The organism is Caballeronia sordidicola (assembly GCF_001544455.2).
Classification (GTDB): Bacteria; Pseudomonadota; Gammaproteobacteria; order Burkholderiales; family Burkholderiaceae; genus Caballeronia; species Caballeronia sordidicola.
Genome location: NZ_FCOC02000004.1, coordinates 303,456 through 324,671 on the forward strand (window position 1 = coordinate 303,456; position 21,216 = coordinate 324,671).

Consider the following 21,216-nt stretch of genomic DNA (forward strand, 5'->3'; position numbering starts at 1 on the left):
TTAGTTGAGCGTCAGGAACATGCCCGCGATTGTCGCGCTCATCAGGTTCGAGAGCGTGGCTGCAAGCACGACGCGCAGGCCGTAGCGCGCCACTTCCGCGCGCCGTTCCGGTGCTACCGCGCTGAAGCCGCCGGTCAGCACGGCAATGGACGCAAAGTTTGCGAACCCGCACAGCGCGAACGACAAGATTGCTATGGTACGCGGATCGAGCACTTGCAGGCCAGCCGCCGCGACGCTTGCGGAGTCCTTCAAATACGGCGAAAGCGACGCATATGCGACGAATTCGTTCAGGATGATTTTTTGGCCAAGAAAGTTTCCGGCGAGCGCCGCCTGGTCCCACGGCACGCCAATCAGATAGGCGAGTGGCGCGAAGATGGCGCCGAGCACGGATTGCATCGAAAGATGCGGCGCGCCGAACCATCCGCCAATGCCGCCCACGATGCCGTTCAGCAACGCGATCAGGCCGACGAACGCAATCAGCATGGCGCCGACCATCACGGCAATCCTGAGGCCGACGGTCGCGCCCGAACTGGCTGCTTCGATAACGTTGGCGGGGCGTTTTTCGTCAAAGCTGAGATGTTGCAGTGTGACGCGGCTCGCTTCCGTGGAAGGATGGATGATCTTCGCAAACAGCAATCCGCCTGGCACGGCCATGAAAGACGCGGCAAGCAGATATTCGACTTTTACGCCGAGCCCCGCATATCCCGCGAGCACGGAGCCTGCCACCGCCGCCATTCCGCTCGACATCACCGCGAACAATTCGGCGCCCGTCATGTCGCGAACGAACGGTTTGACGACTGCGGGCATTTCGCTTTGGCCGAGGAAGATGGTGGTGACGGCCGAGAACGATTCGAGCTTCGATACTCCAAGCAGCTTCTGGAAAATCGTGCCGAGAATGATCACGATCCAGCGCATGATGCCGAGGTAATAGAGCACCGCGATCAGCGCGGTCACGAAGATGATGGCGGGCAGGACGCGCACCGCGAACACAAAACCGCCGTCACCGAAGACCTGGAACATCTTCGACTGCACGAGGCCGCCGAACAAAAATTCGATGCCCGCGTTGCCATAGCCGAGCACGTGGTTCACGCCCGCCGCGGCTGCTGCAAGAACACTCTTGCCTATGGGCACGAACAGGATGAACGCGCCAATGCCAATTTGCGCAAGCAGCGCGGGTATGACGGTACGCAAGCGGATGCCGCGGCGGTTGTTGGAAAAAATAAACGCGATGAACAGCAGTACGGCAATGCCGAGCAGGTTGCGGGCGATCAGGGCCATGTCTCTCTACGTCTGTTGTAAGAATGGCCGAGATGCTACGCCATATGGCGCATGAATAAAACCGCCGCCTAGCCGAACAGGTCGATGACCGGCCAGTTGCGCTCGAGCGCAATCATGCGAAGCCGAGGATCGGGATTGGTTGCGACGGGATGGGTGACGCGCTCCATGAGCGGGACGTCGTTGACGGAATCGCTGTAGAAGTAGCTTTCTTCGAAGTCGGTCAGCCTCAATCCCTGCGATGCAAGCCATTGTTCGGTCCGCACGATCTTGCCTTCACGAAACGTCACGACGCCTGTCGAACGGCCGGTATAGCGTCCAAGCGGATCACCGTCTTCGGTATCCAGGTCGATGGCGAGCAGATGCTCGACACCCAGCGCCTTAGCGATCGGCGCGGTGACGAAGGCGTTGGTGGCTGTCACGATACAGCACAGATCGCCTGCATCCAGGTGACGGCGCACCAGCGCGAGCGCTTCCGGGCGAATAGCCGGTTCAATGACCGTCCTCATGAACGAGGCATGCCACGCATCGAGATCCGCGCGCGAATGGCGGGCGAGCGGCGCGAGCGTCAGTTTCAGATACTCGTCCATGTCGAGCGTGCCTGCCGCGTACTGCTGATAGTACGCATCGATATCGCGGACGTGATCGGCGGTGCCCTCGAAGCCGAGCGTAGCGTAAAAGCGCGCCCACGACTGGTCGCTGTCCAGCGGCAGCAGCGTATGGTCCAGATCGAACAGCGCCAGAGTCCGGCTCATGCTTCGGCTCATGCGAACGGTCCTTCAGATTGCAGGTGAAAATGCGATAGAAAAGTAGCCCGCGCGGGTCACCCGCGCCGGATCGATCGTATCGGTGAATACCCAAAAATACAATAAAGCAAAATTGTACAACCCGTTCGCATGGCATCATGGCGCTGACGGCGTCAGCGCTGGAACGAAAAACGGAAGCGGCCCATGTTGACTCTTTTGAATATTCCGTCTGGCGTGGCGTTGCTGATGTGGGGCATGCATATTGTCCGCACCGGCATTCCGCGGGTACTCGGCGCGGCTGCGCCGCCGTGTGCTCCACGCAACGTATGGCAACGACAGCGTCTAGGCCAGGATTACCTGCGGCAACTTCTTGCGTAGCGAAAGCAGCGCCGGTCCCTCAGCGCCTTTCTTGTTGGTGATCAGGGTATCTACCCGGTTGATGGGACAGAACGCAATCCGGCTGCACTGCCCGATCTTGCTGTAATCGGCCAATATCACCACGCGATCGGCGTGCGCGACCATTGCGCGCGCGACTTCGGTTTCGGCGTGATCGAAGTTGGTCGCGCCATGCCGGTGATCAATGGCGACTGGAGAAAGCAGGGCGATATCCGCGCGGTATCGAAGGATCTCGGCAACCGTCGTGCCGCCCACGGTCGCGAATGCGCGGTCGCTGATCGAGCCGCCGAGCAGGATGATCTCATTGCTCGTATCGGTCTTTTCGCTGGTCGAACGCATCTTCTGCGCGACGTCAATGGAATTCGTGATGATCGTCAGATTGGCGAGTTTTGCGAGTTCTTCTGCGAGGATCGCGGTGGTCGTGCCGGCATCTATGAACAATGTCTGGCCGCTGCTGACCAGCGCTGTCGCTGCACGGGCAAGCGCATTCTTGGACTTCACGCGAGTGTGGCTGCGTTCGGCGATGGGCGCCTCGTCAACGGGACGCGTCACGCCGCCATGCACGCGCTTTAGCTCGCCGAGCGCCTCCAGATCCACCAGGTCTCGCCGGACCGTCTCACGCGACACGCCGAGCTCGGCCATGATGCGCTCGGTCGATACGCGTTCGAGCGTCGCAAGCAGCGCCCGAATTCTCTGGTGACGATCTTCCTGCCACATGCGGCGTTCCTTGAGCTTTGATGTCCAGCGGATTTTTCCAGGGTCCTGACATGCGACAGCGCACTATGTGTCGTTCGCGTGTCGCCAATATTAATGAAGCAGTTCTTTGAAGCTTCACCGCTTTGCATCTGCGCTTCATGTCCTGTTTCACATCTGATTCACCCTGATCGCTGCAGCTCAAAGATTAACAAGAACCGGCGCCCTTCAGGTTGCATTTTTTTGGATACTTGCGAATTTGGGTATTTGAACTTAGTCTCTCCGTCACACTCGCCAATCGCTTCATTCGATTGCCAGCGGTGCCTGAAATCAGTCCTGGATCGCTGTCTTTTTAGCCGTCGTCATAGTTCTTAAATATTTGGCCGCCAGAGTCGCGTGCGCGCCGGATATGTGCGCATTAAAACCAAGTTTCGGATCGGGCAGCATGCACGCTGCACGCAACATTCCAAAAACGTAAGCACGTCAGGCAGAGGATGGAAACACCATGATTCAACACGGGTTGCGAGTGGCTTCGCCTTTACACCGGAACGCCGGCCGCGGCGCGGCGGCAAAGGTATCCATCACGGCGGCCATCGCCACGTTGAGCGCGCTCGCGGGCCAGGCAATAGCGGCTCCGCCTGCGGCGCTCATCGAGGCGGCGAAGAAGGAAGGGCAGTTGACGACCATTGCATTGCCGCATGACTGGTGCGGTTATGGCGCGCTGATTGCGGGCTTCAAGGCGAAGTACGGCATCCAGGTCAACGAGCTGAATCCGGATGCCGGTTCAGGCGACGAAGTCGAGGCCATCAAGGCGAACAAGGGCAACACCGGACCGCAGGCGCCCGACGTGATCGACGTGGGTTTGTCGTTTGGACCGACCGCACAGTCCGCCGGCTTGCTGCAGCCTTACAAGGTGTCTACATGGGGCTCGATTCCTGATTCGGCGAAAGAGAAAGACGGCTATTGGTATGGCGACTATTACGGCGTGCTCTCGTTTGAAGTGAACACCGACATGATCGACAAGGTTCCCGCCGACTGGCCGGACCTGCTCAAGCCAGACTACAAGAATGCTGTTGCGCTCGCGGGCGATCCGCGATCGGCGAACCAGGCTATCCAGGCCGTCTATGCAGCCGGTCTGTCTCAAGCGAAGGGCGATGCATCGAAGGCGGGGCCCGCGGGTCTTAGCTACTTTGGCAGCATGAACAAGAATGGCAACTTCGTGCCGGTGATCGGCAAGGCGGCGTCGCTGGCGCAAGGCACCACGCCGGTCATCGTGCGCTGGGACTACAACGCGCTGGCGGATCGCGATACCTTGAAGGGCAATCCGAAGGTCGCCGTGGTCGTGCCGAAGACAGGCGTGGTCGCGGGCGTGTATGTGCAGGGCATCAGCGCCTACGCACCGCATCCGAACGCGGCGAAATTGTGGATGGAATACCTCTACTCCGACGAAGGCCAGCTTGGCTGGCTCGCGGGATATTGCCATCCGATCCGCTTCAAGGATCTGGAAGCGAACAAGAAGATTCCGGCTGCATTGCTTGCCAAGCTGCCGCCGCCCTCCGCATACAAGAACGTGGTGTTCCCGACGCTCGACGAGCAGAATGCTTCGAAAGCGCTCATCACGAAGCAATGGGATCAGGTGGTCGGCGCCAACGTGAAGTAACGAGCGTCCTTTTGGCTCGCGCTGGTTGCATCGCCGGCGCGGCTTGTCAGTCCAGAGCGACATCATGAGCACTTCATCGAAGATCGCCGCCCCCCGGTCCGTGCATGAGGACCCGTCGCTGGGTCCTGGCATGAAGGCGGCGAGACGTGTGTCGCCCGCGTGGAATTACCTTGGCATCCTGCCGTTTTTTGCTTTCGCCATATTGTTTCTGCTGCTGCCCACCGCCTGGTTGATGGTCGGCGCGTTCCAGGACGCACAGGGCCATTTCACGCTCGCCAATTTTCGCGAACTGCTGCAACCGAGCGTACTCGATGCCTACTGGATCAGCTTCAAGGTCAGCGCGGCGTCGGCGTTGGGCGGCGGATTTCTCGGGCTCTTGCTTGCTTGGGCCGCCGTGCAGGGCAAGTTGCCGGTCTGGATTCGTCCGACCTTGATGACGTTCTCGGGCGTGGCGTCGAACTTCGCGGGCGTGCCGCTCGCGTTCGCGTTCATCTGCACATTGGGGCGCGTCGGACTGGTCACGGTGCTGCTCAAGAAGTACGTGGGCATCAACCTGTATTCCACGGGCTTCAGTATCCTGAGCTTTACGGGACTGACGCTGACGTACCTGTATTTCCAGATTCCCCTGATGGTTCTTATCATCACGCCCGCGCTCGACGGCCTGAAACGCGAATGGCGCGAAGCATGCGATTGCCTCGGTGGCAGTGCTTACCATTACTGGATGTATGTCGCGCTGCCGGTGCTTTGGCCAAGCGTGCTCGGGGCCACGCTGCTGTTGTTCGCCAATGCATTCGGCGCGGTTGCGACGGCTTATGCACTGACGGGGAGCTCGCTCAACATTGTGCCGATCGTGCTGTACGCGCAGATTCGTGGCGACGTTCTGCATAACGAGAACCTTGGCTACGCGTTGGCGCTCGGCATGGTGCTGGTCACGGGTCTGTCCAATGGCGGTTACATCTGGCTGCGTTCGCGCGCTGAAAGGGGGCGTCGATGAGCACCGCAGCCGCTATTGCACCTGAGAACAAGATACGCACGCAGACCCGCGCGGGCGCGTGGATCGCGATGCTGGTCGGCGCGGTTTATTTTCTGCTGCCGCTTCTTGCGACGATCGAGTTCAGCCTGAAGATGCGGCGCAGCGAATACAGCTTCGACGCGTATCGTGTCGTACTCGCCGATCCGCATTTCCAGGCGTCGTTTGGCTACTCCATCCTGATGGGCGTGTTCGCGATCGTGCTCGGCGTGCTGCTGGTGGTTCCTACTGCATATTGGGTGCAGCTTCGCCTGCCGAAACTGCGCCCGCTGATCGAATTCATCACGCTGTTGCCGCTGGTGATCCCAGCTATTGTGATCGTGTTCGGTTATCTGCATATCTATAACAGCAGTTCGTTTTTGCCGCTGACCGGCAACGAGCGCGCGACGGACTTCCTGCTGATTTGCGGCTACGTGACGCTGTGTTTGCCCTACATGTACCGGTCCGTCGATGCAGGCCTGCGCGCCGTCGACGTTCGCTCGCTGACGGAAGCTGCGGAATGCCTGGGCGCGACGTGGCCTACCATCCTCTTCAAGATCATCTTTCCGAATGTGCGTTCGGGCATCCTGTCGGGCGCGTTCCTGACGTTCGCGGTGGTGATTGGCGAGTTCACGCTCGCGAGCCTGCTCAACCGCCCGGCGTTCGGGCCTTATCTTCAGTTGATCGGCGCGAACCGGGCGTATGAACCGTCGGCGCTTGCGATCATTGCGTTTGCCATTACGTGGGCCTCGATGGGGCTCATTCAGGTCTTCGGCTCGGCGCGGTCCATCGCCGGACAAAAAACTTAAAAGGCTGGCTTGTCATGGCGCTTCTCGAGATCGAAAACCTCAGCAAGACGTTCGGCACGAACACGGTCCTGCATCAGTTCGACATGCAGATCGAACGCGGCGAGTTCATCACGTTTCTCGGCCCCTCGGGCTGCGGCAAGACAACCGTGCTGCGCATGATCGCCGGCTTCGAGACGCCCACGCGCGGCACGATCAAGCTCGGCGGCCGCGACGTGACTCATGTTCGTACGCGCCAGCGCAAGGTCGGCATGGTGTTCCAGTCGTACGCGCTGTTTCCGAACATGACGGTCGCGGACAACATCGGCTTCGGTCTGAAGGTGTTGCGCCGCCCGCAAGGCGAGATCAAGGCGCGTGTGGAGGAGATGCTTGCGCTCATCAAACTTCCCAAGCTGGCGGACCGGTATCCGTGGCAACTGTCGGGCGGCCAGCAGCAGCGCGTGGCGCTTGCGCGGGCGCTCGCGAGCAAGCCGCAAGTGCTGCTGCTCGATGAGCCGCTTTCCGCCCTCGACGCCAAGATTCGCGTCTCCTTGCGCGAAGACATCCGCAGCCTGCAGCGCGAACTCGGCATTACATCGATATTCGTCACGCACGATCAGGAAGAGGCGCTGTCGATATCCGACCGGATCGTCGTCATGAACGAAGGGCGCGTGGAGCAGATCGGAACGCCGTCGGAGATCTACAACTTTCCGCGCACGCGGTTCGTGGCGTCGTTTGTCGGCACGCTGAACCTGATGTCGGGACAGGTGGTGGATCCGGCGGGCGGCCGCATTGTGGTGGGCGGTCAGGAGCTACGGACTTCGCACGCGTTGAATTCAAGCGATGCCGGCAAGCAGCGCACGCTTGCCGTGCGTCCGGAGGCAATCGTGCTCGAAGCGCCGGCTAATGGGCGCAACACGCTTGCGGCAACCGTCGAAGAGGTCAATTTTCTCGGCGCGGTGGTGCGCATCCGGACGCGAGTGGACCAATCGGTGATTTCGCTCGATGTCTTCAACGACCCGAATCGCCGGCTGCCCGAGCGAGGGCAACCGGTAGCGCTCGGCTTCTCGCATGAGAATCTGCTGGTTCTGGAAGAAGGGGCTTGACGGGCCAAAGCATCGTCCGGGTACCATCGTCTTACGTGAAGAAACCGTTCCGCAGATCGCGGGACGGTTTTTTTTTGCCATCGCGCGGCGCACGCAAGGCAACAACCTTGTCTTCTAGACTTATTGCATCTACAATAAATGAAACAGTACGTGATGTTCGATCTGGACAAAGACGCGTCGAACCGGCGCAAACATGGTGTATCGCTGGCCGACGCCGGACGGCTTGACTGGGATGCGCTGCGAATCAAGGCGGATACTCGGCGGGATTATCGCGAGGAGCGGTTTTTGGGGTATGGCGCGCTCGAAAGCCGGCTGCACTGTGTGGTGTTTACACCCCGTGACGGAGCTATCCGCGTTATTAGTTTTCGCCGCGCGAACAACAGGGAGATCAACGAATATGAGCAAAGCTAAACTGATCAGAAATACGCCGGAAGAAGAAGCGGCGATCAACCGCGGCATTGCCGCAGACTCCGACTCGGCCGAACTGTCGCCGGAGGAGTTCAAGGCGCTTCGCCCGTTTCCCGAGGTCATGGCTGAGCGTCGTATGGGACGGCCGCTGAAAGAGCATCCGAAGGAGCAGGTGAGCGTGCGCTACGACGCGGACGTGATTGCTGCGTTTCGCGCGACCGGCGACGGCTGGCAAACGCGGATGAACAACGCGCTGCGGGTTTATTTGAGCGAGCATCCGTTGAAGACGGCTTGATCCGAGCGCCGCGGCAGCAAGGGGGTCCAGCCATCAGGGCCGTTTCGGGTTATGTACCGGAGCGGCCTTGTCATTTTGCGCTGCCCGTCGCCGGAGCCCGATACTCCGCCACCGCGGCGAAATCCTGCACAATCTCCCCCGCTGTCTCAAAATGTTAAGGTAGGGTCCGGTTTATTTGAGACGGACAGCAAAAGCGTGATTTTCGACACTTATTTCAAGTTTTCGGGTTTTCCGGCATCCCGCGTTCGAGCCTCGGGCGCGATCCTCGCTGCATCGATACTCCTTTTAAGCGCCTGCGCTTCCGTCCCGCCCGCGGACAACGCGGCGGTCGCAGTCCCGAGCGCGGCTTCGGCGCCGGTCGTTACTTCCGTGCCCAAGCCGCAAGCGCGCAGCCGCTCCGCTGAAGCGATCGCGGCCGGCGTTTCCGGTCCGCCCGGTGTGCAGCGCATCGATATTGGTGGTCCGAGCGGTTATAGAACGGAGGTTTCGATCACGCCGCCCAAGCAGGTTTGCGACCTCGACGCGTTCGCCGATGGCGTCCAGTACGGCTACGCGTACACCTGGAACCGGCTGGTCATGGAGCAAATCCGCGACGCCGGCAAACCGTCCACGCCGCCCAAAGCCCAGTTCGATCCCGCCGGCATCCACCTGCAGGACGAGCAATACAAGATTGTCTGGAATGGCGAGCAGCGAGTGAACGCGTGCGCGTCTGATGGCTATCTGATCGGCCGGATTGTAGGCACGCATCAGGCTCTGGTCGACATGAAGGGCGGCGCGAGCTGAATACGCAGCGCCTTAGTCGCAAGTGTGCGCGTCTGCGACATACACCGCCGCGCTCACTATGTCCCCGTAAATGGTATATCCCGTGCCGTTTGCGGAGGGCTCCGCGTCGATCAGCAGCAGGGTTTCGCCTCTCGGGCCGTGCACGGTGATCACGTCGCCATCGGCGTTTGGCGAATATTCGCCGGTTTTCAGCGGCCGGGCCGCCCATTTCGCCTTCACGCAAGCGGTGAAGGGCAACACGGTGAGATGCGACGTTCCCGAACCCACGGGCACGGTTTTCACGAGCGAATCATATTGCGTCACGCAGCCGCCCAAGGCGAGCGCCGTCACAGCGGCGGTGGCGATCAGGGCGAGGGCGGCAGCAAGGCGTGGCGTTTTCATTCGGTAGAACCTTTTTTATCGATGATAGATGCGTCGCCCGGGGCGTGCACTGGAGCCAAGATGCTAACCGCTTGGCCAATCCGGCGTAAAGAAAGCACGCGGAGACCGCCAGAAAAGTACGCCAAGGCGCGAGCAACCACGTAATAACCCGAACTCGCGCTCATAAAAAGCATAGAATCGCCGACTTTTCTTAAGTCCCGTCAACCGTCGCCGATATACAGGCGTTGCTAACCGTAACGTTCTATTCAGGTTTATGAAATCTGGGAACGCGGGGTACGAGCGACAACGGTCCGGCTCACAGCCGATCAGAACCAAGAACCAATAACAACGCCACTTGGCCGCAAGGCTGGAAAGCGTTGAAGCAAGTCCGGTAATTCGCATGTCTCGCAGAAATGTCGTTCGTTCAGTCTTCAAGCCGGAATCGCTTGGCCGCATGGCCCGGTCCTGGCGTTTGCAGCGTTTCACCGCACCTGTCCTTGCGTTGGTCGTGTGCGCACTGCTGCTCGTGGTTTTCCAGCATCTTTCGCACGCGGTCAACTACAAAACCGTCGTTCACGAGTTGCTCGCGCTTTCGTTCGAGGCGTGGGCGGGTGCGCTTCTCGCCACCGCGATGAGCTATGTGGCGCTGGTCGGCCGCGACGCCGTCAGCCTTCGATATCTCGACGCCAAGGTGCCGCATTCCGTGCTGTGGGTCGGTGCGACGGTCGCGTCCGCGCTTGGCAACGCGACAGGTTTCGGCGCGCTGACCGGCGGCGCCGTGCGTTGCCGCGTGTACGGTGCATCGGGCATTACCCCCGCGCAAGTCGGCCGCCTCACGGTGTTCACCAGCGTCACGCTGGCGCTCGCGCTCGCGTTGATGACGGCCGTCGGCATGGTGTGCGCCGCGAACACGCTTGCGGCCATGCTGCATGCATCGCCGGAAATGCTCCGGTTCGGCGGCGCCGCGATTCTCGCCGCTTTCGCGTTGATGATCGGGCTGTGCGGCAAATCGTCCAGGACGCTGCAATCGCGCTGGAAGTGGCTTGCGCTCACCGTGCCGTCGCGCCGCGATCTGGTCGCGCAACTCGTCCTTGCCGCGCTCGATGTCTGCGCCGCCGCGCTCGCGCTTTGGGCCGTGCTGCCGCACGCGCAGGTCGGTTTCGGCGAATTCCTGACGGTGTTCTCGGCCGCGATGCTGCTTGGCATGATCGGCCATACGCCTGGCGGCGTTGGCGTGTTCGAGGCGGCGATGGTCTTCGCGCTCGGCGGCAGCGTCAATACACCGGCCATGCTGGCCGCGCTGCTCGCGTATCGGGCGATCTACTTTGGCTTGCCGCTGATCGTGGCGACGGCCGTGCTGGCCGGTTTCGAAGGCCGCGCGCTCAAGGGACGGTTCACGTTCCTGAATCCATCGAATGTGTCGCAGCTTGCTCCCTTGTTCCTGAGCGTGGTGACCTTCGTGGTCGGCGGCATGCTCGTAATTTCGGGCGCGACGCCCGCATTCGGCAAGCGAATTGCCGTCCTGCAGTCCGTGTTGCCGCTTTGGGTGCTGGAAAGCTCGCAACTGCTCGGAAGCGTGCTGGGCGTGGTTTTGCTGTTCGTAGCACGAGGTTTGCTGCGCCGGCTCGACGCCGCGTGGTGGGTCGCGGTCACGCTCGCGGTGGCCAACCTGGCGTTATCGCTCGCGAAAGGCCTGGCGTTCGTGGAAGCTGGCGTGCTTGCATTGCTGATCGTGTTGCTGCTTGCCACCCGCGACCGCTTCAACCGGCGTTCGTCGCTTTTGGCCGAACGGTTCACGGCAAGCTGGCTGGTATCGGTGGGTATCGTGATCGGTCTGGCAGTCTGGATCATGTTGTTCGCCTTCCGCGATATTAACTACAGCCGCGATCTCTGGTGGCAGTTCGCCTTCGATGAACGCGCGCCCCGCGCGTTGCGCGCCACGCTGGCGGCGGGTCTTTTTGCAGCGCTGTTCGCTGTATGGCAGTTGCTGCGTCCGGCGGCCGGCCGTTTTGAAAAGCCAGCGCCGCAGGACCTGCTCGATGCCGCCCGGATTTTCCGCGCTCAGGAGCGCAGCGACGCCGGCCTGGCCATGATGGGCGACAAGAGTTTCCTGTTCTCGACTTCGCGCGAAGCTTTCCTGATGTACGCCAAGCATGGCCGTACATGGGCGGCGCTTCATGACCCCGTCGGGCCGCGCCGCGAATGGGCGGAACTGATCCGCCGATTCGTGGAAATGGCGCACGCGCACGGCGGCCGCGCGGCGTTCTACCAGGTTCGCGCCGACGCCTTGCCGCTTTACCTCGACGCCGGCCTCACGCTGATGAAACTCGGCGAGGAAGCGCACGTCGTGCTGGAAGATTTCGACCTGAAGGGATCGCATCGTGCGCATTTGCGTTATGCGTTAAAACGTGGCGAACGTGATGGTTTCGACGTGGAAGTGATCGATGCCGCGCAGGTTCCCTACGCCATGCCCATGCTGCGCGAAGTGTCCGATGCCTGGCTGAACGGCCGCGAGGCGCGCGAGAAAAGTTTCTCGGTGGCGGCGTTCAACGACGAATACCTTGCGGCGCAATCCGTTTTGCTGGTTCGCCAGCAAGGCAAGCCGGTGGCGTTTGTCACGTTCATGACCACGGACATGAACACGGAAGCCACGGTTGGCGTGATGCGCCACGTGCCCGACGCGTCGCCTTATGCAATGGAATATCTGTTCACCAAACTCGCGCTGCATCTGAAGCAGGCTGGCTACCAGACGTTGAGTCTCGGCATCGCGCCGCTTTCGGGCATGCAGCCAACGCCGCTTGCATCGCCGTGGCATCGGCTGGCGGGTCTGGTCTGGCGCTTCGGCGGCCGCTTCTACAATTTCCGCGGCTTGCGCGGTTTCAAGAGCAAGTTCCAGCCGCGCTGGGAACCGCGTTATCTCGCGGCATCCGGCTCGGTGGGCGTGTTTTTTACGCTCGCAGATCTCTCGTTGCTGGCGGGAGGCTGGCGTTCATGAATTTTCTCGGCAAGTTGGCGTTCGTTTCATTGTTTGCAGTGTCGGCGGTGCATGCCGCCACGATTTCCGGCGGCCGCTACGGCGAGGTCCAGTTCAGCAAACCGGCCGGTCCGATGCGCGGTTTCGTCGTGCTGTTCTCCGATAAAACCTGGTCCCCGGCGGACACCCAGGCCGCCGATGCACTCGCCAGGAACGGCGCGATGGTCGTAGGCGTAGACACGGCGCGCTACGCGGCGAAGCTGCCGCTGGAAAAGGAAACGTGCCACAACCTCGTTGGCGACGCCGAAGCGCTCAGTCATCAACTCGAACGCGAGGTGCAGTCGAACCGCTATTTCGCGCCGATCCTGATGGGCACGGGGCAGGGCGGCGTGCTCGCTACGAAGATCCTGTCGCAGGCGCCGGACAACACGGTCGCGGGCGCGCTGGCATTGAATCCGGACACGCAACTGGACGCGCGTTTCAACCTGTGCCCGCCCGATCCGACCATCACGCACGCGAAAGGCTTGCCCGGTTTCTTCGATAAAACCACGCAGCCCGCCGCCGCGTCCAGGGCCGATGCGCTGCTCGCGCTCGCCGCGCCGCATCTGAAGGTCGAGCCGATGCGCGACGAGGATGTCTCCGATCTCCCGCTCGTCGAATTGCCCGCCGCGCATCCGACCAACCTGCTTGCGATCGTGATTTCCGGCGACGGCGGCTGGCGCGACCTCGATAAAACGGTCGCGGAATCGTTGCAGAAAGACGGGGTATCGGTGATTGGCATCGACAGCTTGCGGTATTTCTGGAGCGCAAAAACACCCGAGCAGACCGCGCACGATCTGGCTCGTGTGATCCAGGCATACAGTGCGCGATGGCATGCCGGGCACGTTGCGCTGATCGGCTATTCGTTCGGCGCGGACGTGATGCCGTTCGCCTACAACCGTCTGCCCGACGCCGTGCGCACGAAGGTATCGATGGTGTCGCTGATGGGCTTCGCGCCCGACGCCGATTTCCAGATTCGCGTGACCGGATGGCTCGGCATGCCCGCGAGCAAGGACGCGTTCAAGGTGCGGCCCGAACTCGCAAAGCTGCCGCCCGCGATCGTGCAGTGCATCTACGGCGCGGCCGAGGAAGATACGCTGTGCCCGGCGCTCACGAACACGGGCATTGAAGTGATCAAGACGAGCGGCGATCACCATTTCGGTGGCGATTACGGCGTGCTCGCGCGACGCATCCTGAGCAGTTGGCAAAAGCAGATCGCCGCGCGAACCTGAAGCCGCTTCAGGCGGCGTTCAATGCTCCGAGATAATCGAGCTTTCCGACCTGCACGCCAAGATGCCGCAGGATGTCGTAGGCGGTAACAACGTGGAAATAGAAATTTGGCAGCGCGAACAAAAACAAATAATCGCTGCCATTGAATTTCAGTTCCCCGGCGCGTTGCTTAAGTGTTATCTCGCGCGCCTCACTGCCTTCGAGCGTCGATTTATCGATGCTTTTCAGATACGACAACGTATTCGTCAATCGTTCCCGCAATTGCGCGAAGGTGGTTTCGGTATCGTCGAAACTGGGCGCCTCGACGCTTGAGAGGCGAACCGCCGAGAGCTTCGACGTGTCGCTGGCGCGCTGGATCTGGCCCGTGAACGGCAGCATGTCGTCGATCAGCCGGGCGGTCGTAATGTCCGTGTCGACGAGGCCTTTTTCTTGCGCGTGCGCCTCGGCTTTATCGATCAGGGAAACGAGCACCTCGAGGCCGCGAATGAAAACCGGAATGCTCGCGCGATACATTGAAACCGACATGGGGAAGTTCCTTTTCTAAGTCCTGACTGGACGGATCGTCAGCATACCGGGACGCGCGAAATGACGCTTTCTTCGCTGCCCGGACTCGATGTTTTACTGGAAGCGGTCCCACCCGGAATTCAAGGTGGCGAAATGCCGCGCACGTTGTCAGTCAAGCCTGACAACAGTCGATCCCTTTTCCTACGCAAGGAGAACTCCACGCCCGAAGCACCACCAATCCCGGCTATCATTGACTTTTAAACGGCTGGGACGCCCGTCATGATTTCAGACGACCTTACTCAAGAAGCACAGCGCATTGATCGTGACGCGTTGCGTGAATTTATCGACCGGAAGTGGGACGACGAGATCCTCCCCGCGCTCACCGATTACATCGCGGTGCCTGCAAAGAGCCCGATGTTCGATCTCGACTGGGTGAAGAACGGTTTTATCGAGCGCGTCATTACGGATGCGGCGCAATGGGCCGAGCGTCAGCCAGTGCGTGGCCTGAAGGTCGAGATCATCCGGCTGGCAGGACGCACGCCTGTGATCTTCTTCGAAGCGCCCGCCACACGTTCCAACAGTCGCGACACCATCGTGCTCTATGGCCATCTCGACAAACAGCCCGAGTTCGACGGCTGGCGTCGCGATCTGGGCCCGTGGTCGCCGAAGTTCGAAGACGGCAAGCTGTATGGCCGTGGCGGCGCGGACGATGGCTATGCCACGTATTCTTCCATCAGCGCCATCGCCGCGCTCGACGCGCAGGGCATCGAGCGGCCGCGTTGCGTTGGCATTATCGAAACGTGTGAGGAATCGGGCAGCTACGATCTGCTGCCTTATGTGGATGCGCTGCGGGACCGCCTGGGCGAAGTCAGCCTCGTGATCTGCCTTGATTCGGGCGCGGGCAATTACGATCAGCTCTGGCTTACCACGTCGTTGCGCGGTCTCGTTGCGGGCGATCTGGAAGTGCAAGTGCTGGACGAAGGCATTCACTCCGGCACGAACGGCGGCATTGCGCCATCAACTTTCCGGATCATGCGCCGCCTGCTGGAACGGCTCGAGGATTCGAGCACGGGCAATCTGCTGCCGAAGGGATTTCATTGCGATATTCCCGCGCGGCGTCTGGGCGAAGCAGAAGCAACGGCGCGCATTCTCGGCGAGGATGTCTGGAAAAAGCTGCCCTGGACGTGCGGCCAGAATGGCGGCACGGTGTTGCCCGTCACGACCGATCCGCGCCAGGCGCTGATCGATTCCACGTGGCGGCCGTCGCTTGCCGTGACCGGCGCATCCGGCTTGCCCTCGTTGATCGATGCCGGCAATGTGCTGCGCCCGCGTACCGCGTTCAAGCTCTCGCTGCGCTTGCCGCCGCTGGTCGAAGCGACCACGGCGCTCGCCGAACTCAAGTCGCTGCTCGAAGCCGATCCGCCTTACAACGCGAAGGTCACGTTCAAGCCCGAGCGCGGCGAGGCGACAGGCTGGAGCGCGCCGGAACTGGCGCCCTGGCTCGACGAAGCGTTGAACGACGCGTCGCGCCGGCATTTTGGCGCGGACGTCGCGTTCCTCGGACAAGGCGGTACCATTCCATTGATGAGCACCTTGCAGGAAGGCTTTCCGCGCTCGCAGTTCATGGTGTGCGGCGTGCTGGGACCGAGGTCGAATGCGCATGGGCCGAATGAATTCCTGCACGTGCCGTTCGCGAAGAAACTGACGGCAACGGTCGCCGAGGTGATTGCCGCAACGCCTTGAAGTCCTGTCATCGATAATGAAAAGGCGCGCCGCTTCCAGCGCGCCTTTTCATTTGGTACGGCAATCCATGCCACAAGCATTTGCAGTGCCGCACTTCAACATCAGGAGACGCAGTCGCATGAACACTGAGAACATGTCCGAAGCCCGCATTCCCCGCCATACATTGCACGCCTATGTCAGCGCGATCTGGACGCATGCCGGCAGCACGCCGCGCGAGGCGCAACTGGTTGCCGACCATCTGGTGATGGCGAATATGTCCGGCCACGATTCGCATGGCGTTGGCATGATTCCGCGCTATATGGCCTCTCTTGGCGACGGCGAACTGAAGCTCAACACGCATGCCGGCATTGTCCGCGACGCCGGCGCGGTGCTGACTATCGATGGAAAGAAGGGCTTCGGCCAGGTCGTGGCCTATGAAGCGATGGAACGCGGTATCGAGCGCGCCAAAAAGCTCGGCGTGTGCGCTGTCGGCTTGCGCAATGCGCATCATATCGGGCGGATCGGGCATTGGGCCGAGCAGTGCGCGGCCGCGGGCCTTGTGTCGTTCCACTTCGTCAACGTGGCGGGCGATCCGCTGGTCGCGCCGTTTGGCGGGATCGATCGCCGCTTCGGCACGAATCCGTTTTGCGCCGCGTTTCCGCGCGATGGGCGCGAGCCTCTCGTGCTAGATTTCGCGACCTCCGGCATTGCCTACGGCAAGACGCGCGTGGCGTATAACAAGGGCGTGAAGGTCGAACCTGGATACCTGATCGATCACGCGGGCGTGCCGACTGTCGAGCCCAAGGTCATGCACGAAGCGCCGTTTGGTTCGTTGACGGCAATGGGCGCGCATAAAGGCTACGGCCTTGCAGCGATGTGCGAGATTTTCGGCGGCGCGCTGTCGGGCGGCTACACAACGCACGAAAGCACGCTCGACACCACCAACGCGATCATCAATTGCATGACTTCGGTGATCGTCGATCCGAAAGCGTTCGATGCACCCGACGCCGAAGCCGAAGCGGACGCGTTCGTGGAATGGGTCAAGGCCTCGCCGCTTGCCGCGAACACGGACCGAATCATGGTGCCGGGCGAGCCGGAACGTGTGCGTCGCGCGGAACTGGAAGTGAAGGGCGTTCCCATTGATCCGACCACCTGGCAGCAGATTCACGACGCCGCCGTGACGGCGGGCATGCCCGCTGCGGAAATCGATGGATATATGAAAGCGCTGCGATAAACGCTTCAGACGCGAAAGCGCGGCGGGTTTTTCAACCGGCCGCGCTTGTCGCTTGTCTTGGGCAATAAACGTTTATTTGATCATTTCGTCGCGAATCCAGTCGGTCACCGACGTGCGCTTCGGCGTCCATCCGAGCAATTCACGCGCGTGCTTGCCGCGAACCCGGCTGTTCGATCCGAGCCCGTACGAAGCCATCTCGTAGCCCCATTCCTTCTTGGCCTCTTCAAGCGGCCAGTCCTGCGGTTCGCCGAGGCCCAGTGCCTTGGCTATCGCCGCCGTCATGTCGCGGAACGCCGCTTCACCGCTTTCCACAAAATAGAACGTGCCGGCCGGGCTTTGCTCAAGCGCGCGCGCGTAGAGGTCGGCGACGTCGTCTATATGTACATTCGACCAGATGTTGCGTCCAGGTCCAACATGGCGAACAACGCCGCTTTTCTGCGCCTGTGCCAGCAAACGCGGCAACTGCACGCTTTTCGCCGTCTTCATCGCGCCATGGCCGTAGATCAGCGTGTTGCACAACACCGAGGCGCGTACGCCGCGCGTGGCCGCGTCGAGCACGAGATTGTCGATGGCGACGCGCGCGGCTTTATCGGCGGTCGGTTCGGGCAACTTGTCTTCGTAATAGATCGCGTCCGTTCCTTCTCCGCCCGACGCATCGCCGACTATGCTCGATCCGCTCGTATGCAACAGCGGCTTGTCCGATCCCGCCAGCCCGTCGATCAAGGCTTCCACCGCGCCGCGATGGTCGCTGTTCGCCGCGTTGATCACGCCATCGGCGGCTTTTGCTTCGGCGATCAGCAGGTCGCGGTCGTCCAGGGTCCCGATCACGGGTTCCACGTCCAGTTGCTTCAGTTCGGCGGCCTGATCGGCGCGTCGGATCAGTCCACGCACCTGATGGCCGTTGCGCGCGAGGTGCGCCGCAATCGAACCGCCGATAAACCCGCTTGCACCCGTCACAAATATCTTCATGTTCGCTCTCCGTTGATTGGTGATGAGTCGATGCACGCAGTATCGCCCGGTTCTACTTTCGCAAAAATGGTGTTAGTCTCAAATCAATCTTGACTTTGAATCAATAATCTTTGAGATGAAAACCACCACGGAGGAACTCCTCGCGTTCGTGAGCGTGATCGACAGCGGTTCGATTACCGCCGCCGCCGAGGCTTTACAACAAACCGTTTCCGGCGTCAGCCGCGCGTTGACGCGGCTCGAAACCAAGCTCGATTCCACGCTGATTCGCCGCACCACGCGCCGGCTGCAACTGACCGACGAAGGCGAACTGTTTCTCGTGCGCGCCCGCGCCATCCTCGCCGCCATGGAAGATGCGGAAGAGTCCATCGCGCGGCAACGGGCGCGGCCGGCGGGAAGGTTGCGGGTGGACGCGGCGTCGCCGTTCATGCTTCATTGCATCGTTCCGCATGTGCAGGCGTTCGCGGCGGCGTACCCGGAAATCGTGCTGGAGTTGAGCAGCAACGAGCGCTTTGTCGACTTGATGGAGCAGCGCGTGGATATTGCCATCCGGATCGGCGCGTTGCAGGATTCCACGCTCCACGCCCGCTCGCTGGGCAGCAGCCGGCTGCGGATTCTCGCCAGTCCTGGCTATCTGGCCGAGCATGGCGAGCCGCGAACGGTTGCCGAATTACGGGCACATCGGCTGATTGGATTTACCGCGCCCGAAAGCCTGAACGACTGGCCTTTGTCCGACGACCGGGGCGATCAGGCCAACGCGCGCTTCAGGATTGTCCCGGACATTGCGGCGTCGAGCGGAGAAACCATGCGTCAGCTTGCGCTCGCCGATGGCGGCATTGTGTGCCTCGCGGCCTACATGACGCATGCGGACGTGGCGAGCGGCCGTCTTCGAACTGTCATGGACAGCGCGTGGCTCGACGTCAGGCAACCAATCAGCGCGGTGTTCTACCAAAGCGCATCGATGGCCGGACGCGCCAAAGCTTTTCTCGATTTTCTCGCCGGAAGGTTGGTGCTTTGAGCGCGCGGACGTATCCTGCCGGCTGACCTTTTTGATAGTTGAGCCTCTCCATGCCTATTGAACGAATCTACGCCCCCGGCCTTCCGGTCCCCGCTGGTCATTACAGTCATGCCACGCGCGCTGGCAATCTCATCTGTGTTTCGGGTCAATTGCCAATGCGCCCCGATGGCACGCACACCGGCGAGCTGCCATTCGAGGAACAGGCCCGGCAGACGCTCGAGAACGTCAGCACGGTGCTGGCCGCGGCCGGAGCGGGCTTGCAGGACGTGATCGAAGTGACCGTCTACCTGGTCGGCGTGGACCACTGGAAGGCGTTCAACGAAATCTACGCGCGCCACTTCGGCGAATGGAAACCGGCGCGGGCGGTGGTGCCGGTCGGCGCGCTGCATTATGGCTATCTGATCGAGATCGCGGCGCGGGCCTGGGTTGAAAAGTAGGCGCTCAGTGAGGTCCCAGAGTTGGCGTAGGGCAGCAGCGCTTTTATCATGGCGGCATCGTTTCCATCACAGGTGAGCTCATGATTCAACTTGTGCTGCTACTGCTGGGTGTGGACTACTTGCGCCGCCGATGGATCACGCTGGCAGTCGCCGGCAGTATCTGGCTCGTGATCGGGGTGCTCGTTTTTATCGATGCCCTCGATGGCGTTCTCTACTTTCCCATACGCTTTTTTGCGTGGCTGCTTCTGCTCGAAGGCCTCGCGACACTTGCCGCGGCAGGCACGGGCGTGGGTGGCCAGCGCACGCTGCGGTACGTGAAGGGCGCAGCCTTCGCGCTGGCAGCGCTGCTGATCATGGCGGGTCACCATCATGGCAACTTCGTGTTGTCCATGATCTTCGGCACGCTTTTTCTCGCCGATGGCCTGCTGCAACTCCTGTCGGCTGTCGTGGTCCGTTACAGCCGGTGGCGGGTGGTCGCGACGCTGGCCGTGATCGAGATACTGCTCGCGATCTTCTTTTTCCAGCCTTATCCGACGCATTACGTCGGCACGGCGCCGTACGCAATCGGGCTGGGACTGGCCTTCGGTGGCTGGAACATGCTGCTGATCGCGTTTCGCGTGCGCCGCATGCAGAACCTGCCGCCCGAAAGCAAACGGACGCTGGCGCTTTCGGATGACGTCATCACCGATCCCGCCATTGCCGAGAAAACCGCAACTGCGAAGGCCGCGGCGCGCGCCAGCGCGACGCAAGCCGATGCGCCGTTCGAGTGGGACGGCCCACCGGCCGCCGATGAAAAAGCGCTCACCGTGCACGTTTGGACGCCGGTTGGTTCGGCGCGAACGCAGGCGAACCGGCGGTTGATCGTGGACCGCTATATTGCGGCTGTCGACGCCAATGGCGTCATCTCGACAGGCCACGCCGCGCTGGAATCTCCCGAAGGCATCTACATCAGCCTGTATCCGGGCGTGGAAATCGACCGGTCGCCCGACGAGTTCGGCCGCATCCTGCGCGCCACGCGCGAGAACAACGTACCGGGGCTGTTCCAGCCGGACTACCCGACCGAATCAAAAGCATGGTGCGAATCCACGACGCGCGTGCGTATCCGGAACTATCACCCGGAGAAGCTCGATGCGTTTTGGGCGAAGTACCGGCAGGACTCGACCTATAACCTCACTTACCGCAATTGTTCCAGTACGGTCTCCAATGCGCTCGAAGCCGCGCTCGAAGGCACCGTTGGAACGTTCCATGGGCGCGATACCGGCTGGCGCGCGTTCCTGCGCTTGCTCGTGACGCCCGAACTCTGGGTCGCGGCGCAGGTCCGCAAACGCGCCGCGACAATGGCATGGACGCCCGGTCTCACGCTCGATTACGCACGGGCGTTGAGCATGCTCGCCGATCCCCGCCCGTTCAGCTATCTCAAGATGACGCGCCTCGCGGTGCGCAAGATGCTGCGCTCGCGGCGCGAATGGAGACAGGAAGCGTCCGATGCCGCCGACGCCCGGGCGGGACGTATGGATGGCCCTCGCACTTCCTAGAAACACATGGTTCGCCACGGCTTCGTGGCGCACGCGGCGGG

General features: G+C 61.4%; 21 protein-coding genes. 15 read left to right on the forward strand and 6 right to left on the reverse strand.

The window, feature by feature from the left end:
- Positions 1-1,278: a NupC/NupG family nucleoside CNT transporter gene (locus AWB64_RS10745; RefSeq protein WP_060818674.1), complete on the reverse strand. Its 1,278-nt coding sequence runs from the start codon at positions 1,276-1,278 to the stop codon at positions 1-3.
- A 68-nt stretch (positions 1,279-1,346) separates the two neighbouring features.
- Positions 1,347-2,030, reverse strand: a complete 684-nt coding sequence (locus tag AWB64_RS10750; RefSeq protein ID WP_060818675.1) for a histidinol-phosphatase — start codon at positions 2,028-2,030, stop codon at positions 1,347-1,349.
- 195 nt (positions 2,031-2,225) lie between these two features.
- Between AWB64_RS10750 and AWB64_RS32055 the strand changes: the two genes are divergently transcribed.
- Positions 2,226-2,399, forward strand: coding sequence for a hypothetical protein (locus AWB64_RS32055; RefSeq protein ID WP_208603266.1), 174 nt, complete (start codon positions 2,226-2,228; stop codon positions 2,397-2,399).
- On the opposite strand, the gene AWB64_RS10755 is transcribed toward AWB64_RS32055, so the two are convergent.
- Positions 2,364-3,134 carry a DeoR/GlpR family DNA-binding transcription regulator gene (locus AWB64_RS10755; protein WP_060818676.1) on the reverse strand — a complete coding sequence of 257 codons (771 nt, stop codon included), beginning with the start codon at positions 3,132-3,134 and terminating at the stop codon, positions 2,364-2,366. The genes AWB64_RS32055 and AWB64_RS10755 overlap by 36 nt on opposite strands.
- Positions 3,135-3,615: 481 nt before the next feature.
- On the opposite strand from AWB64_RS10755, the gene AWB64_RS10760 reads away from it, so the two are divergent.
- The 7 genes from AWB64_RS10760 to AWB64_RS10790 all read left to right on the forward strand — a co-directional run bounded on the left by AWB64_RS10760 (position 3,616) and on the right by AWB64_RS10790 (position 9,156).
- Positions 3,616-4,770, forward strand: coding sequence for an ABC transporter substrate-binding protein (locus tag AWB64_RS10760; protein WP_082850429.1), 1,155 nt, complete (start codon positions 3,616-3,618; stop codon positions 4,768-4,770).
- A gap of 130 nt (positions 4,771-4,900) precedes the next feature.
- Complete coding sequence (locus AWB64_RS10765) at positions 4,901-5,764, forward strand: ABC transporter permease (RefSeq protein ID WP_244164020.1); 864 nt, start codon at positions 4,901-4,903, stop codon at positions 5,762-5,764.
- Positions 5,761-6,588: an ABC transporter permease gene (locus tag AWB64_RS10770; protein WP_374728613.1), complete on the forward strand. Its 828-nt coding sequence runs from the start codon at positions 5,761-5,763 to the stop codon at positions 6,586-6,588. The genes AWB64_RS10765 and AWB64_RS10770 overlap by 4 nt, the downstream gene beginning before the upstream one ends.
- Before the next feature lie 14 nt (positions 6,589-6,602).
- Entirely contained in the window at positions 6,603-7,670 is a 1,068-nt protein-coding gene (locus AWB64_RS10775) for an ABC transporter ATP-binding protein (RefSeq protein ID WP_060818678.1), read from the forward strand.
- A 138-nt stretch (positions 7,671-7,808) separates the two neighbouring features.
- Positions 7,809-8,081, forward strand: a complete 273-nt coding sequence (locus tag AWB64_RS10780; RefSeq protein ID WP_060818679.1) for a BrnT family toxin — start codon at positions 7,809-7,811, stop codon at positions 8,079-8,081.
- Entirely contained in the window at positions 8,068-8,373 is a 306-nt protein-coding gene (locus AWB64_RS10785) for a BrnA antitoxin family protein (protein ID WP_060818680.1), read from the forward strand. Before AWB64_RS10780 ends, AWB64_RS10785 begins: the two co-directional genes overlap by 14 nt.
- Before the next feature lie 195 nt (positions 8,374-8,568).
- Positions 8,569-9,156, forward strand: coding sequence for a hypothetical protein (locus AWB64_RS10790; protein WP_244164013.1), 588 nt, complete (start codon positions 8,569-8,571; stop codon positions 9,154-9,156).
- A 12-nt stretch (positions 9,157-9,168) separates the two neighbouring features.
- Here AWB64_RS10790 and AWB64_RS10795 read toward each other — a convergent pair whose 3' ends face one another.
- A complete protein-coding gene (locus AWB64_RS10795) occupies positions 9,169-9,537 on the reverse strand; it encodes a hypothetical protein (protein WP_060818681.1) in 369 nt (122 codons plus the stop codon).
- Between the two features lie 433 nt (positions 9,538-9,970).
- On the opposite strand from AWB64_RS10795, the gene mprF reads away from it, so the two are divergent.
- Entirely contained in the window at positions 9,971-12,511 is a 2,541-nt protein-coding gene (gene mprF / locus AWB64_RS10800) for a bifunctional lysylphosphatidylglycerol flippase/synthetase MprF (RefSeq protein WP_244164021.1), read from the forward strand.
- Positions 12,508-13,761 (forward strand): virulence factor family protein, encoded by a 1,254-nt coding sequence (locus tag AWB64_RS10805; RefSeq protein ID WP_060818683.1) that lies wholly within the window; start codon positions 12,508-12,510, stop codon positions 13,759-13,761. The genes mprF and AWB64_RS10805 overlap by 4 nt, the downstream gene beginning before the upstream one ends.
- Positions 13,762-13,768: 7 nt before the next feature.
- On the opposite strand, the gene AWB64_RS10810 is transcribed toward AWB64_RS10805, so the two are convergent.
- Positions 13,769-14,284: a DUF1993 domain-containing protein gene (locus AWB64_RS10810; protein ID WP_060818684.1), complete on the reverse strand. Its 516-nt coding sequence runs from the start codon at positions 14,282-14,284 to the stop codon at positions 13,769-13,771.
- Between the two features lie 258 nt (positions 14,285-14,542).
- Between AWB64_RS10810 and AWB64_RS10815 the strand changes: the two genes are divergently transcribed.
- Together AWB64_RS10815 and AWB64_RS10820 are read left to right on the forward strand one after the other, a co-directional pair.
- Entirely contained in the window at positions 14,543-16,006 is a 1,464-nt protein-coding gene (locus AWB64_RS10815) for a M20 family metallopeptidase (protein ID WP_060818685.1), read from the forward strand.
- Between the two features lie 118 nt (positions 16,007-16,124).
- Positions 16,125-17,219 carry a malate/lactate/ureidoglycolate dehydrogenase gene (locus AWB64_RS10820; RefSeq protein WP_060818686.1) on the forward strand — a complete coding sequence of 365 codons (1,095 nt, stop codon included), beginning with the start codon at positions 16,125-16,127 and terminating at the stop codon, positions 17,217-17,219.
- A 72-nt stretch (positions 17,220-17,291) separates the two neighbouring features.
- Here AWB64_RS10820 and AWB64_RS10825 read toward each other — a convergent pair whose 3' ends face one another.
- Positions 17,292-18,188, reverse strand: coding sequence for an NAD-dependent epimerase/dehydratase family protein (locus tag AWB64_RS10825; protein ID WP_060818687.1), 897 nt, complete (start codon positions 18,186-18,188; stop codon positions 17,292-17,294).
- Between the two features lie 115 nt (positions 18,189-18,303).
- Here AWB64_RS10825 and AWB64_RS10830 point away from each other — a divergent pair, with 115 nt between their 5' ends.
- The 3 genes from AWB64_RS10830 (at position 18,304) to AWB64_RS10840 (ending at position 21,175) form a co-directional block, all read left to right on the forward strand.
- Complete coding sequence (locus AWB64_RS10830) at positions 18,304-19,203, forward strand: LysR family transcriptional regulator (RefSeq protein ID WP_060818688.1); 900 nt, start codon at positions 18,304-18,306, stop codon at positions 19,201-19,203.
- A 50-nt stretch (positions 19,204-19,253) separates the two neighbouring features.
- Positions 19,254-19,640: a RidA family protein gene (locus AWB64_RS10835; protein ID WP_060818689.1), complete on the forward strand. Its 387-nt coding sequence runs from the start codon at positions 19,254-19,256 to the stop codon at positions 19,638-19,640.
- An 80-nt stretch (positions 19,641-19,720) separates the two neighbouring features.
- The gene (locus tag AWB64_RS10840) at positions 19,721-21,175 is read left to right on the forward strand and encodes an HdeD family acid-resistance protein (protein ID WP_060818690.1); all 1,455 of its coding nucleotides are present in this window, start codon (positions 19,721-19,723) and stop codon (positions 21,173-21,175) included.
- Positions 21,176-21,216 lie beyond the last annotated feature (41 nt).